Raw genomic sequence first — 13276 nt, forward strand, 5'->3', positions numbered from 1 at the left:
TTAGCTGAAGCGAGTGCAATCACATGGCCAGCATCACGATCCGCAATCTGGATGATGAGGTCAAGGACCTGCTCCGGCAACTCGCAGCCGAAAATGGCTGCTCGATGGAGGAGCAGGCACGAGCGATGATACGCGCCGCGGTCGAAGGCCGGGCAGGGCAGGCCGACCGCATCGGTCAGATCGAAGAAAAGCTGCGTGCGCTGACAGGCTCAAAGGAGCAGGCGGCGCCAGTTGTCACCGCATCCGCGAAATCAGTTTCGCGAGGCTCGCTCTCCGGAAAGCGCATCCTGCTCATCATCGGCGGCGGCATCGCGGCTTACAAGGCGCTCGATCTGATCCGACGGTTGCGCGAGCGAGGCGCTTCGGTGCGGGTGGTGATGACGTCGGCCGCGCAGGAATTCGTCACCACGCTGTCGGTCGGCGCGCTTTCGGCCGACCATGTCTTCACCGAGCTGTTCGACCGCAATGACGAGCACGATGTCGGCCATATCAGGCTGTCGCGCGAGGCCGACCTGCTGGTCGTGGCGCCGGCAACCGCGGACCTGATGGCGAAGCTCGCCAACGGTCATGCCAACGACCTTGCCTCGACGGTGCTTCTGGCCACCGACAAGAAGGTGCTGATGGCGCCGGCGATGAACCCGAAGATGTGGGGGCATCCGGCAACGCGGCGCAATCGGGCCACCTTGCAGAAGGACGGCATCGCCTTTGTCGGCCCCGCCAAGGGGGAGATGGCCGAAAGCAACGAAGCGGGCGAGGGCCGCATGGCCGAACCGCTGGAGATCGTCGCTGCGATCGAGGCGATGCTCGACGAGAAGCCGAAACCGCTTGCCGGGCGCAGGATCATCGTCACCTCCGGCCCGACGCATGAGCCGATCGATCCGGTGCGCTACATCGCCAACCGCTCGTCCGGCAAGCAGGGCCATGCCATCGCGGCCGCCTTGGCTAAGCTCGGCGGCGATGTCAGGCTTGTCTCCGGCCCGGTCACCGTCGCCGATCCGGCCGGTGTTGCGACCACCCACGTCGAAACGGCCGCGCAGATGAAGCAAGCGGTCGAGAGCCTGCTGCCGGCGGATGCCGCCGTGTTTGTTGCCGCCGTCGCCGACTGGCGCACGGAAAACGCCGCCGGCGAGAAGATCAAGAAGGTTGCGGGCAAGGGACCGCCTTCGCTGCGGATGGTCGAGAACCCCGACATCCTCGCCGGCATCGGCCATCACGCGGAGCGACCAAGCCTCGTCGTCGGCTTCGCCGCCGAGACGCAGGATCTGATCGCCAATGCCGAGGCCAAGTTGAAAAAGAAAGGCGCGGACTTCATCGTCGCCAATGACGTCTCGCATGAAAGCGGCATCGGGCCGTCCGGCGTGATGGGCGGCGACCGCAACAAGGTGCGCATCGTGTCCAGGACCGGCGTCGAGGAATGGCCGGAAATGGGCAAGGACGAGGTGGCGGCGCGGCTCGCCGCGCTGATTGCGGAGCGGCTGCGGCAGACTGTCGTCGTCTGAGCCCGAGCGGCAAGCCGGTGCTTCTGCCGCGGCGCTATGACATTCCCGTCAACCCGCTACCAATCGCGGCCGGTTTGCCGCTGAGAATATCCTCAGCGCCGCCAGGCAGCCGAACACGCCGAGGGGCACGAAGGCCAGAAACAGCCAGCCGGCCACGCTTGCCGCCGCATCGCGGTTCAACCCCTCGGAGAAGCCGCTGGCATTGGCGACGATGCCGGCAAGCGCTGCGCCCACCGCGTAGCCGATGCGCTGCATGGTCGGCACGGCGGCCGAGGCGATGGTCTGCTCACCGTCGCGGGCCGAGGCGACGATGACGCGCGTGAGGAAGGGCCAGCAAACGCCGAAGCCGCCGCCCTGCAAAAGGGCGCAGAGCAGGATCAGCGGGATCGAGCCTGCCGGGATTGTGTAGGCGAAGCCGGCGAGGCCGGAGGCGATCATCAAGGCGCCGACGACGATGATCAGCCTCTCGCGCTCCAGCGGTGCATTGGCGATGAGGATCGACAGGATCGACCAGGCGATCGATTCTGCGGCGATGATGTAGCCGGTGGTCAGGATCGGAATGCCGTGCAACGTGGTCAGAAGCAGCGGCCCGTAAATGGTGAAGGTGCAGGTCGCCACGGAGAAAGCCGCAACCATCGTCATGCCGCTGCCAAGCGGCGAGCGCCATGAAAACAGAGGCGACGGGAAGAGCCGGGATTGCGGTCTAAGCGCATCCACGTGGAAGAAAAGCGCCAGGCCGGTCAGGCCGAGGAAGAGGAGCAGCGACGATCGCAACAGGGCGATATCGATGCCGGCGGCGGCGATCAGCACGACGCTGAGGGCGAGACAGGCAAGCGCGGGATAGGGAAAGGGCGGTGCCTTGCCGCCGCTCGCCTGCGGCTTCCTCGCTTCAGGCGTGTCGAGCACGACGAAGCTTGCCAGCGCCATCGCCGCGCCGCCGAAGGTGAATACGCCGAAAGCCCAGCGCCACGACAGGAATTCGGTCATGAGAGCGCCGAGCATCGGGCCGCTGAAGGCGGCGACGCCCCAGATCGCGGACATGATGCCGAAGAGCTGCGGCCAGATATTGCGTGGAAACAGGCGCTCGACCGAGACGAAAGCCAGCGATACCAGCGCGCCGCCGCCAAGCCCTTCGACCAGTCGCCCGACGAGGAACAACGGCATGGACGGCGCTGCGGCGCAGATCAGCGCGCCGGTCGCATAGAGCAGGGCCGCGACCATCATGTTGGAGCGCAGGGCGACATAACTGACCAGCCGGCCGGCCGCGGCGCCGGCGACGATCGCGCCGAGCTCGTAGATCGCCAGCGACCAGCCGACCAGCTGCACGCCCGCCAGTTCGCCGACCATGGCCGGCATCACCGTTGCCACCATTGTTTCGTTGGTGGCATGCAGCAGGATGCCGAGGCTGACGAAGCAGAAGCGCGCCAGGTCGCCGCTTGCCCACAGCGCCCGCCAATCCACCCTCTTGCTGGCCACCCTGTTGCTGGCCACCTTGTTGCCGCTCGCTGCCGTCACGCCGATCTCCTGCTTGTTTTGCTTACCTCATCCGCGTTGCGAACGAGGGGCAAGATCCAGTTCGGCAGGGCTTGTAGAACCTCAAGCGCAGTTGAGCTCAAGAGGCTTTTTCGCGGATTTCGAGGCAAGCCATCATTTGCGCCGAAGGGATCCGACTTTCCAAAGCACTCGGCCCGGAACGGATGTTCCGGGCCGAGTGCGGCGCAATGAATTTGAAAAGCCAAGGGCTCACTTATAGGAGTGGACGAGGTCCAGCGACGCTACGGTGACGGCCAGGTTGAGGCCGGTCTGTGCCTGGACGCTGAGCGGCTCCAGCATGAAGGCGCTGTCCAGGCCGCCGACCAGGACGTTGGCGCCGCCGCCGGTCACCACGCTCGCCTCGGCGTTGACGCCGTAATAGCTGCCAGCGAGATCGCCCGCGTCATGGCTGCGGGTGGCGGCAAGCACCGCCCAGACGAGCTGGCCCTGATGCGTCTTGCCGACGTCGACGCCGAGCTTGGAGATCATCCCGGTATAAATCTCGGCCGGGCCGTGATGGGAGGGGCGGAAGACGCAGGAGACGCCCTTGTTCGACGTGATGACATAGCCGACACCGCCGTCGATGGTGCAATCGAGCGTGCCGAGCCGGAGCGTGCCGGCGCTGACCGGAGAAGCGAGGACCGTGGCGGCAAGCGCGGCAGCGGCACAGGCAAGTGTCTTGATCATTGGAAAGTCCCTTTCGCGAAAATCTTGGCCCCGGCTTAAACGATCGAGGTGCACGGAGCGTTCCGCCGAAACTTTGACGCGAACATGGCAAGGGTTAACGCATTGCCCTGGGCGGTTAACGGATCGCTATCGGCGTCTCCGCAGCGCATCATCGCGGCCGCCGACGGCGACCGGGAACGACGCCTAGGCGCCGTGCAATACACCCTTCCGGCGTCGGCTTGATCAGCTGGCGTTGCCGCCGGTGCGCGACAGACCATCCTTGGCCGGCTGGTAGTTGGGGTCGAGGTGGACAGCCTCGCGGTAGGACTTCGCGGCCCTTCCCTTGTCGCCGCGCTTTTCGTAGATCAGCGCCTGGTTGGCCCAGGCCTCGGCGTTCTTGCCGTCGAGCTTGATGGCCATGTTGAAGTCGGAGAAGGCGTTGTCCTCGTCGCCTGTCGCCAGATAGGAGAGGCCGCGGCCGTTGTAGGGCTCGGCGGCGTCCGGCGCCAGCGAGATCGCGGTCGAGAAATCCTCGATGGCGAATTTGTGCTGGCCCTGGCTCTGATAGATCAGGCCGCGATTGTGGTAGGCGCGGGCATCGGTAGTGTCGAGTTGGATCGCCTTCTGGAAGTCGTTGAAGGCATCTTGGGTGCGGCCCGCCTTGCGGTAGAGATTGCCGCGGCCGATATAGGCTGCGTCGTAGTTGGCGTTGATCTGGATCGAGCGGTTGTAGTCGGCCAAAGCGGCTTCCTGATTGCCGAGGAAGCGCTGGATCAGCGCGCGATTCGAATAGGCCTGGTAGAAGTTCGGATTGAGCTGGATCGCCTGGTTGAAGTCCTTGAGCGCCGCCTGGTACTGGCCGCCGCGGCCATAGGCCGAGCCGCGCACGTTATAGCCCTCGGGATCCTGCGGATTGCGCTGGATGACCGCCGAAAGCGAGGAGATGTTCTCGCTCGACGCCTGCGCCTTGTCGATCGAGTTGAACTCGCCCGTCGGGGTCGTCTGGCATGCTGCAAGCGTCAGACCCGAAAGCAGGGCCGCCGTCAGGGCGAAGCCGCGAAAAGCGGTTTTGCGCTCCACGGTAATTGCGTTCATCTTTGTCCTCACTGCCGCAGCGCCGTCAGTCCGTTCCCTCTCCGAACCGGCTCCAATACATAAACAAAAAGGTGGCGGCGATTCCGCATCGCGCCACCTTTGGTATCCTTCGAAAAGGACGAAAAATAGGCGTTATGAGCGCGGCGAGCGCGATGCGCCGGCGGCACCAGCCGGAGCCGGGCGCGGGGTCATCGGCAGCAGGCCTTCGCGCTGGGCGCGCTTGCGGGCCAGCTTGCGGGCGCGGCGCACGGCCTCGGCCTTCTCGCGGGCACGCTTCTCGGACGGCTTCTCGTAGTGACCGCGCATCTTCATTTCGCGGAAAATACCTTCGCGCTGCATCTTCTTCTTCAGCGCGCGAAGCGCCTGATCAACGTTGTTATCGCGGACGAGTACCTGCACGGGCAATCCTGTCTTCGGGTTTGAAATCATTAGGCAAACAGCCATAGCTGACATGCCTCCGCGGCGAATTGCACCGCGAATTGTGGCGGCTGATAGCAGAATCAGGCTGGGATGTCCACCTCCGATTGCGCGAAACGGCGATCAAAAACCCGAGCGCTGCGCCCGCATGTTCGCTCGCGCTACGCGGTCGCCAGATGGTGGCGCGCAAAGTCCTCGAAAAACTCACCATAATCGCAGGTGATTTCCTCGCCTGCAGCGATGTCGCGAATGGCTGTGGCGCCGCCATATTGCGAGAAATCCGTGTTCGGCCGCTCCGAATGGTTCATGAAGCGGCCATTGTCCACCTCATAAACCATGAAGCCGGGCTTGTCCGGGCTCGGATAGGCATAGCGGTCGAGCAACTCGCGCAGATGCGGCGGCGCCGCCTCATATTTATCCATCGGGATCAGCCGGTCGAAATCCGGATCGAGGCGCCAGATCGAAGCGCCCTTACGGATCGGCTCGGCGGCGAAGACCCCGACCCCTTCGATGGCGCTCTGGGCAACATAGGTTCTGATCAGCAGCATCGTTCCGGTCCGATTTCGACGGAAACGAAAATCGTCAAAATGAACGGGAATGCAAGGCCGCATCGCAACATTTTGGCGGATGGGCATGTCTGTCGTCTGCCAAAATAGATCATGTCCGGTTGATCGAGACACCGCCATCGGCAAACAGCGCGGTTCCGGTGGTGAAGCTCGACGCATCCGAGGCAAGGTAAAGCGCGGAGCGGGCGATCTCTTCCGGCTGCGCCATGCGCTTCAAAGCATGAATGCCTTCGACGAAAGCGCGCGCCTCGGGCGTGGTCGTGGTTGCGCCGGGCGTGTCGGTGCCGCCGGGCAGCAGTGCGTTGACGCGCAGCCCTTGCGGACCGTATTCGGCAGCGAGCACCTGCGTCAGGCCGATCAGTCCGGCCTTGGCAGCGGCGTAGGCCGCCATGCCCGGCATGCCGGCGGTGTAGCCGACGAAGCTCGAGGTGAAGATCAGGGAGCCGCCGCCGCGCTCCAGCATGGCCGGTATCTGGTGCCTTGCGGCGAGGTAGGCGCTGGTCAGATTGGTGTCCATCGTCTCGTGCCAGGTGGCTGGCGCCATATCGGTCACCGGTCCCATCACGCCGACGGCGCCGGCATTGTTGAAGGCGATGTCGAGGCCGCCAAACCTTGCGACGGCGAATTCGACGACCGCCTTCGCATAGGCCTCCTCCCTTACATCGCCGGCAAGCGCGGCTGCCGTGCCGCCGGTCGCTTCGATCTCGTCGACAAGCACGTCGAGCTCGGCCTGACGCCGGGCCGCGACGACCAGGGATGCGCCTTGCTCGGCAAACAGTTTGGCGGTGGCGCGGCCGATGCCGGAGCTCGCGCCGGTGACGATGGCGACCTTGTTTGTAAGGGTGAACATGTCTTTGCATCCTTCCTCTGTACCGGGCTTGCCGGCGGTTGGATGCTGGTCGCAGATGAGGATTACGGCGGCCACCCGAAACCGGCAAAGGCGCCATTGCCCTACTGCCGCAACAGCCAAGCCAGCCGATCCAGCGAGAAGGCGTAGCTGAAGGCAATCAGCAGAGCCATGACGATGCCAATGGCCACGTGACCGGTCAGACAGAATCCCGCGGCGCCGCCGCACAGGATGACGAGTTCCAGCGCCAGCCTGAGGGCGCCTGGCACAGGCACCGCAGCTCGACCCGACCGGCTCGGATCATTGAGCACGGCGAAAGTGCCCCACAGCACCGCTGCGACGAGCGGCAAGGCGACGGCAAGAATCCAACGGCTGAAATCGACGGCAAAGCTCCAGCCGACCATGCCGAGCCCAAGCAGCGCTGCAAGTTCCAGCAGGAAGCGCAGGGTCAGATTCCACCAGGCATTACCCATTGTCGTCCCCCAGCATCACGCGACAGGAGTGTCGGCGAACGGAACCACGGAAGCCAGAGCAGACGCTTCGTTTTTTGACCGTGGCGCAAAACGGCAAGCGCCGTCGCAAACAGCGCAAGGATGGCGACGCGGTTTCGCTAGTGATACACCTCGCAAGCCGGGGCAGGGATGCCCGGCCGCAAATCCGCGAAAGCTACTGGCGCGAGGCTTAACGTGAAGAAATACTCGGTATTCGCCATTGCCCGCGAGGCGATGCGCGGCCACAGAGGCTGGGAAGAGCAGTGGACGTCGCCCGAGCCGAGGAAGGAATACGACGTCATCATCGTCGGCGCGGGCGGACACGGCCTGGCGACGGCCTATTATCTGGCGAGCGAGCACGGCATCACCAACATCGCGGTGCTGGAAAAGGGCTGGCTCGGCGGCGGCAACACCGGCCGCAACACCACCATCATCCGCTCCAACTATCTCTATGACGAGAGCGCCGGCATCTACGACCATGCGCTGAAGCTGTGGGACGGGCTCAGCCAGGAACTCAACTACAACGTCATGTATTCGCCGCGCGGCGTCATGATGCTGGCGCACAACGTGCATGACGTCCAGGTGTTCAAGCGCCATATCCATGCCAATCGCCTCAACGGCATCGACAATGAATGGCTGACGCCGGAAGAGGCAAAGGAATTCTGTCCGCCGCTCAACATCTCCAGGGAGGCGCGCTATCCGGTGATGGGTGCCGCGCTGCAGCGCCGTGGCGGCACGGCGCGTCATGACGCGGTCGCCTGGGGCTATGCGCGCGGGGCTTCGGCGCGCGGCGTGCACATCATCCAGAATTGCGAGGTCACCGGCATCAAGCGCGCGGCCAATGGCGCTGTGAGCGGGGTAGAGACGACGCGCGGCTTCATCGGCGCCAAGAAGGTCGGCGTGGTCGCCGCCGGCCATTCCTCCGTGATCATGAACATGGCGGGCGTGCGCATGCCGCTCGAAAGCTATCCCCTGCAGGCGCTGGTGTCGGAGCCGGTCAAGCCGGTGGTGCCCTGTGTGGTGATGTCGAACACGGTGCACGCCTATATCTCGCAGTCGGACAAGGGCGAGCTGGTGATCGGCGCCGGCACCGACCAGTATGTCTCGTATTCGCAAACCGGCGGCCTGCACATATTGCAGCACACGCTCGACGCCATCTGCGAGATGTTCCCGATCTTCACCCGCATGAAGATGCTGCGCTCCTGGGGCGGCATCGTCGACGTGACCCCCGACCGTTCGCCCATCTTGGCGAAGACACCGGTCCAGGGCCTCTACGTCAATTGCGGCTGGGGCACCGGCGGCTTCAAGGCGACGCCCGGCTCGGGCAACGTCTTCGCGCATACGATCGCGAGGGACGAGCCGCACCCGATCAACGCGCCCTTCACGCTCGAGCGCTTCCGCACGGGGCGTCTCATCGATGAGGCCGCCGCGGCGGCTGTGGCGCACTGACGATGGGCCAAATGACCCTTAAGCCGCTTTGCGATCAACCGGCCGGCGCCCGCGTCGGCCATGGCGAGTTGTAGGATCCACCGAAAATGCTTCTCATCCGCTGCCCCTATTGCGAGGAAGAGCGCCCGGAACTCGAGTTCCGCAATGCCGGCGAGGCGCATATTGCGCGCCCGACCAACATTGCCGCCGAGAGCGACGACGATTTCGAGAAATTCTTCTTCATCCGCGCCAACCCTAAAGGCGTCATCTATGAGCGCTGGCGGCACATGCATGGCTGCGCGCGGTTCTTCAACGCGGTGCGCGACACGGTCACCGACAGGTTCATCATGACCTACAAGGCCGGCGAGCCGAAGCCTGCGAAGCTGCCCGGAGCCTCAAAATGAACGCCGCCTTCCGCATTTCCGGCGCCGGTCGCCTCAGCCAGGCGAAGACTGCCTCCTTCAGCTTCGACGACAAGCCGTATATCGGCATCGAGGGCGACACGCTGGCCTCGGCGCTGCTCGCCAACGGCGTGCACCTGGTCGGCCGCTCGTTCAAATATCACCGTCCGCGCGGCTTCCTGTCGGCGGGCGCGGAAGAACCCAACGCGCTGGTGCAGATCGTGCGCGACGATGCGCGCAAGACGCCGAATGTGCGGGCGACAGTGCAGGAGCTCTATGACGGGCTGACGGCCAACTCGCAGAACCGCTGGCCGTCGCTTGCCTTCGACGTCGGCGCCGTCAACGACATCGCATCACCGATGTTTTCGGCCGGCTTCTACTACAAGACCTTCATGTGGCCGAAATGGGCCTGGAAGGATCTCTACGAGCCGAAGATCCGCGCTGCCGCGGGCCTCGGTGTTTCGCCGGACAAGCCGGATCCCGACCACTATGCCGCGCGCTACGCGCATTGCGAGGTGCTGGTGCTGGGCGGCGGCGCCGCCGGCATCGCGGCCGCGCTCGCCGCGGCCGAAACGGGCGTGCGGGTGATCGTCGCCGACGAGCAAGCCGAATTCGGCGGCAGCCTGCGCTTCGAGAGCGGCGCCAGGATCGACGGCCACGACGGCTATGCGTGGGCGCAAGCGGCGATCGCGAAGCTCAAGGCGATGGACAATGTGCGCGTGCTGTCGCGCACGACCGCCTTCGGCTATTACGCGCAGAACTTCGTCGGACTGGTCGAGCGGGTCAGCGACCATCTCAAGAGCCCGGGCCGGGAGCTTGCGCGAGAACGCCTGTGGCAGGTTCGCGCCAAGCGCGTCGTGATCGCCACCGGCGCCATCGAGCGCCACATGGTGTTTGCCAACAACGACCGTCCCGGTGTGATGCTCGCTTCAGCGGCGCGCACCTACCTCAACCATTATGGCGTCGCGGTCGGCAGGAATATCGGCGTCTATACGGCCAACGATTCCGCCTACGCCGCCGCGATCGACCTCAAGAAGGCCGGCATCAACATCGCGGCGATCGTCGACCTGCGCGACAATCCGTCGGGGGTAGTCATCGACGAGGCGAGGGCGCTCGGCATCGAGATCAATTTCGGCCGTGCGGTGGTCAGCGCCGGCGGCAAATTGCGCGTATCCTCAATGACCGTGCAGCCGAAGAATGGCGGCGGCGAGCGGACCATCCCGGTCGACGCGATCCTGATGTCGGCCGGCTGGACGCCATCGGTGCATCTGTTCTCGCAATCGCGCGGCAAGGTCGCCTTCAACGACGAGACCAAGCGCTTCGTGCCGGGCACCTACGCGCAGGACTGCGTCTCGGTCGGCGCCTGCAACGGTACCGACGGGCTGGCCGCCTCAGTTGACGAGGCTTACGCGGCGGGCGCCAAGGCGGCGAAGGAGGCCGGCGGCAAGGTTGGCAAGGGCGCCAAGCCCAAGGTCGACGCCGGCGAGAGCTGGTCGCGCGGTATGTTGGGCGCCGCGCCCGGTGCCGGCCCGGGCACGACGGTCAAGGCCTTTGTCGATTTCCAGAACGACGTCACTGCCAAGGACATCCGCCAGGCGGTGCATGAAGGCATGCACTCGATCGAGCACGTCAAGCGCTTCACCACCAACGGTATGGCGACCGACCAGGGCAAGACGTCGAACATGCACGGCCTGGCGATCGCCGCCGAGACGCTCGGCAAGCCGATCCCGCAGGTCGGCCTCACCACCTTCCGGGCACCTTACACGCCGGTGACGTTCGGCTCGATCGTCGGCCACGCGCGCGGCGCGCTGTTCGACCCGACCCGCCGCACGGCCACGCATGGCTGGGCCGCGTCGCATGGTGCAGTGTTCGAGGATGTCGGCCATTGGAAGCGCGCCTGGTATTTCCCCAAGGCAGGCGAGGACATGCATGCCGCCGTCGACCGCGAATGCGTGACGGTGCGCAAGGCCGCCGGCCTGTTCGACGCCTCCACGCTCGGCAAGATCGAGGTGGTCGGGCCGGACGCGGCGAAGTTCATGGAGCTGCTCTACACCAATCCCTGGGAGAAGCTCGAAACCGGCCGCTGCCGTTACGGCATCATGCTGCGCGAGGACGGCTTCATCTATGATGACGGCGTCGTCGGCAGGCTGGCGCCGGACCGCTTCCACGTGACGACCACCACCGGCGGCGCGCCGCGCGTCATGAACCACATGGAGGATTACCTCCAGACCGAGTTCCCGCATCTCAATGTGTGGCTGACCTCGATCACCGAGCAATGGGCTGTCATTGCCGTGCAGGGGCCCAAGTCGCGCGACATCATCGCGCCGCTGATCGAGGGCATCGACATGTCGGACGAAGCGATGCCGCATATGTCGGTGCGCGAGGGCAAGATCTGCGGCGTGCCGACAAGGCTGTTCCGCATGTCCTTCACCGGCGAGCGCGGCTTCGAGGTCAACGTGCCGGCCGATTACGGCGAGGCCGTGTGGGAAGCGCTGTGGGCCGAAGGCCAGAAGCATGGCGCGACCGCTTACGGCACCGAGACGATGCACGTGCTGCGCGCCGAAAAGGGCTACATCATCGTCGGCCAGGATACCGACGGCACGGTGACGCCGAACGATGCAGGACTCGACTGGGCGGTCGGCAAGAAGAAGACCGATTTCGTCGGCATCCGCGGCCTGACCCGGCCGGACCTTGTAGCCAAGGGCCGCAAGCAGCTGGTCGGCCTGAAGACCAAGGACCCGAAGGTCGTGCTGGAAGAGGGCGCGCAGATCGTCGCGGACCCGAAGCAGGCGATCCCGATGAAGATGATCGGCCACGTCACCTCCAGCTATTGGTCGGAGAATTGCGGACGCTCGATCGCACTGGCGCTCGTCGCCGGCGGCCGCGACCGCATGGGCCAGACGCTCTATGTGCCGATGCCGAACGGCACGATCGAGGTGGAAGTCACCGGCATGGTGTTCGTCGACGAAAAGGGAGAACGCCTCAATGGCTAAGGCCGCCGCCCAGACAAAAGCCGCTGCTGCTTCCACCTCCGTCGAGCGTCGGCCCGCGCTTGCCGGCCGCACGCTGTCGGTGCCGGGCGTCAAGGTCGAGATGCTGCCGCCGGCTGAACGCATCTCGCTGCGCGCCCCGCAGGCGTCGCTTGCCGCGCTTTCCAAGGCGCTCGGCCTCACGCTGCCGACAACGCCCAAGACTTCGGCGACCAAGGACGGGCGCACGGCGCTGTGGCTCGGGCCCGACGAATGGATGATCATCGACGAGGCGGGCAAGGATCCGCTCGCCGACTGCGCCAAGGTGACAATGCTGCATTCGGCGGTCGGCATCTCGCATCGCAATGTCGCGATTTCGGTTGTCGGACCTGCCGCCGCGGCGACGGTCAATTCGGGTTGCCCGCAGAACCTGTCGCTCGAGGCTTTCCCGGTGGGTGCTGCCTCGCGCACCATTCTCGGCAAATCCGAGATCGTGCTGCTGCGCAGCGCGGCCGATGCGTTCCGGGTGGAATGCTGGCGTTCCTTCTCGGACTATGTCTTTACTCTGCTTTCGGAAGCGGCAAGCGACGCGGCGAACTGAGCTTCGCGGCGTCGGTTTCAAGGAACCATCGCCAGTCCATGCCGTTTCTGCGGCTTGCGAGGGAGATTGCCGATGCCGTCCAAATCCGCGCCGAAGTCGTCCAAGAAGACAGCTGCAGTCCGCTCGCTGGAGCAGGAGCGGCGCCACGAGGTCGAGGAAGAGGAACTCGAGGAAGGCCTCGAGGACACATTTCCCGCCAGCGATCCGGTATCGATCACCAGCACTTCCATCCCCGGCGGACCGGCAAAGCAGAATAAGGCCAGGACCGCGGCAGGAACGAAACCGCGCAAGAAATAGGCTCGAGCAAGTTCTCAGGGGCGCGGGCAGAAACGAAAAAGGGCGGCCAAATGCCGCCCGTTTTCGTTCGAAGTCTTGCCAATAGTGCTCAGAGGCCGGGCACGAACCATGGGCTGACATCGATGCCAAGCCGCGGGCTCTTCGTCGTCTTGTTGGCGTCGGCCTTTTCCACCGAACCGGTCGAGGTGCAGTCGAGCTTCACGCTGGCGTTGGTCTGAGCGCAAGCCGCGGGGGCGTGCTTGGCCGGCTGGCTTGCGCCAGCGAAAGCGGTACCCGAGAAAGCCAGCACGGTGGCGAGAGCAAGGATGGTCTTCTTCATTTTCCGTCTCCAGTCAATCTTTTTCGTACATGTACGATACGGTGTACAAATACGGTTAATGAAGTCGGAATTCAAGGAGGAATCTGTACGTGTACGACAAAATTTTTTTGAACACAGGAATTCGGCGCCGCAAATCAAGCGAATCGA

General features: G+C 64.7%; 14 protein-coding genes. 6 read left to right on the forward strand and 8 right to left on the reverse strand.

What is annotated here, in order from left to right; translation table 11 throughout:
- Positions 1-23 precede the first annotated feature (23 nt).
- On the forward strand, positions 24-1499 hold the full coding sequence (gene coaBC, locus LB515_RS11285) for a bifunctional phosphopantothenoylcysteine decarboxylase/phosphopantothenate--cysteine ligase CoaBC (RefSeq protein ID WP_224707751.1): 1476 nt from the start codon (positions 24-26) through the stop codon (positions 1497-1499).
- 48 nt (positions 1500-1547) lie between these two features.
- Here coaBC and LB515_RS11290 read toward each other — a convergent pair whose 3' ends face one another.
- From LB515_RS11290 to LB515_RS11320, 7 genes are all read right to left on the reverse strand, one after another.
- Positions 1548-3014, reverse strand: coding sequence for an MFS transporter (locus LB515_RS11290; protein ID WP_224707752.1), 1467 nt, complete (start codon positions 3012-3014; stop codon positions 1548-1550).
- Positions 3015-3242: 228 nt separating this feature from the next.
- Positions 3243-3719 carry a DUF992 domain-containing protein gene (locus LB515_RS11295; protein ID WP_140541919.1) on the reverse strand — a complete coding sequence of 159 codons (477 nt, stop codon included), beginning with the start codon at positions 3717-3719 and terminating at the stop codon, positions 3243-3245.
- Positions 3720-3941: 222 nt separating this feature from the next.
- The gene (locus tag LB515_RS11300; RefSeq protein ID WP_224524038.1) at positions 3942-4793 is read right to left on the reverse strand and encodes a tetratricopeptide repeat protein; all 852 of its coding nucleotides are present in this window, start codon (positions 4791-4793) and stop codon (positions 3942-3944) included.
- Between the two features lie 132 nt (positions 4794-4925).
- Positions 4926-5192 (reverse strand): 30S ribosomal protein S21, encoded by a 267-nt coding sequence (gene rpsU, locus LB515_RS11305; RefSeq protein WP_027165252.1) that lies wholly within the window; start codon positions 5190-5192, stop codon positions 4926-4928.
- Between the two features lie 179 nt (positions 5193-5371).
- Positions 5372-5758 (reverse strand): SET domain-containing protein, encoded by a 387-nt coding sequence (locus LB515_RS11310; protein WP_095766271.1) that lies wholly within the window; start codon positions 5756-5758, stop codon positions 5372-5374.
- 109 nt (positions 5759-5867) lie between these two features.
- Complete coding sequence (locus LB515_RS11315) at positions 5868-6626, reverse strand: SDR family oxidoreductase (protein WP_224707753.1); 759 nt, start codon at positions 6624-6626, stop codon at positions 5868-5870.
- 101 nt (positions 6627-6727) lie between these two features.
- Positions 6728-7096 (reverse strand): YrdB family protein, encoded by a 369-nt coding sequence (locus LB515_RS11320; protein ID WP_224707754.1) that lies wholly within the window; start codon positions 7094-7096, stop codon positions 6728-6730.
- A 213-nt stretch (positions 7097-7309) separates the two neighbouring features.
- Here LB515_RS11320 and LB515_RS11325 point away from each other — a divergent pair, with 213 nt between their 5' ends.
- The 5 genes from LB515_RS11325 (at position 7310) to LB515_RS11345 (ending at position 12810) form a co-directional block, all read left to right on the forward strand.
- Positions 7310-8563, forward strand: a complete 1254-nt coding sequence (locus LB515_RS11325; protein ID WP_224707755.1) for a sarcosine oxidase subunit beta — start codon at positions 7310-7312, stop codon at positions 8561-8563.
- 86 nt (positions 8564-8649) lie between these two features.
- Positions 8650-8946 carry a sarcosine oxidase subunit delta gene (locus LB515_RS11330; protein WP_140842248.1) on the forward strand — a complete coding sequence of 99 codons (297 nt, stop codon included), beginning with the start codon at positions 8650-8652 and terminating at the stop codon, positions 8944-8946.
- Positions 8943-11936 carry a sarcosine oxidase subunit alpha gene (locus tag LB515_RS11335; protein ID WP_224707756.1) on the forward strand — a complete coding sequence of 998 codons (2994 nt, stop codon included), beginning with the start codon at positions 8943-8945 and terminating at the stop codon, positions 11934-11936. Before LB515_RS11330 ends, LB515_RS11335 begins: the two co-directional genes overlap by 4 nt.
- The gene (locus LB515_RS11340; protein WP_224707757.1) at positions 11929-12513 is read left to right on the forward strand and encodes a sarcosine oxidase subunit gamma; all 585 of its coding nucleotides are present in this window, start codon (positions 11929-11931) and stop codon (positions 12511-12513) included. Before LB515_RS11335 ends, LB515_RS11340 begins: the two co-directional genes overlap by 8 nt.
- Positions 12514-12585: 72 nt before the next feature.
- Entirely contained in the window at positions 12586-12810 is a 225-nt protein-coding gene (locus tag LB515_RS11345; RefSeq protein WP_224636827.1) for a hypothetical protein, read from the forward strand.
- A gap of 88 nt (positions 12811-12898) precedes the next feature.
- On the opposite strand, the gene LB515_RS11350 is transcribed toward LB515_RS11345, so the two are convergent.
- Positions 12899-13129, reverse strand: a complete 231-nt coding sequence (locus tag LB515_RS11350) for a DUF680 domain-containing protein (RefSeq protein WP_095766277.1) — start codon at positions 13127-13129, stop codon at positions 12899-12901.
- Positions 13130-13276: the final 147 nt, after the last annotated feature.

The organism is Mesorhizobium sp. CA15 (assembly GCF_020165215.1).
Lineage (GTDB): Bacteria > Pseudomonadota > Alphaproteobacteria > Rhizobiales > Rhizobiaceae > Mesorhizobium.

Excerpts from the sequence above, each read along its gene's own strand:
- coaBC (WP_224707751.1), top strand. The coding sequence starts at position 24 with ATGGCCAGCATCACGATCCGCAATCTGGATGATGAGGTCAAGGACCTG.
- LB515_RS11295 (WP_140541919.1), bottom strand. The coding sequence starts at position 3,719 with ATGATCAAGACACTTGCCTGTGCCGCTGCCGCGCTTGCCGCCACGGTC.
- LB515_RS11300 (WP_224524038.1), bottom strand. The coding sequence starts at position 4,793 with ATGAACGCAATTACCGTGGAGCGCAAAACCGCTTTTCGCGGCTTCGCC.
- LB515_RS11310 (WP_095766271.1), bottom strand. The coding sequence starts at position 5,758 with ATGCTGCTGATCAGAACCTATGTTGCCCAGAGCGCCATCGAAGGGGTC.
- LB515_RS11315 (WP_224707753.1), bottom strand. The coding sequence starts at position 6,626 with ATGTTCACCCTTACAAACAAGGTCGCCATCGTCACCGGCGCGAGCTCC.
- LB515_RS11320 (WP_224707754.1), bottom strand. The coding sequence starts at position 7,096 with ATGGGTAATGCCTGGTGGAATCTGACCCTGCGCTTCCTGCTGGAACTT.
- LB515_RS11330 (WP_140842248.1), top strand. The coding sequence starts at position 8,650 with ATGCTTCTCATCCGCTGCCCCTATTGCGAGGAAGAGCGCCCGGAACTC.
- LB515_RS11335 (WP_224707756.1), top strand. The coding sequence starts at position 8,943 with ATGAACGCCGCCTTCCGCATTTCCGGCGCCGGTCGCCTCAGCCAGGCG.
- LB515_RS11340 (WP_224707757.1), top strand. The coding sequence starts at position 11,929 with ATGGCTAAGGCCGCCGCCCAGACAAAAGCCGCTGCTGCTTCCACCTCC.
- LB515_RS11345 (WP_224636827.1), top strand. The coding sequence starts at position 12,586 with ATGCCGTCCAAATCCGCGCCGAAGTCGTCCAAGAAGACAGCTGCAGTC.
- LB515_RS11350 (WP_095766277.1), bottom strand. The coding sequence starts at position 13,129 with ATGAAGAAGACCATCCTTGCTCTCGCCACCGTGCTGGCTTTCTCGGGT.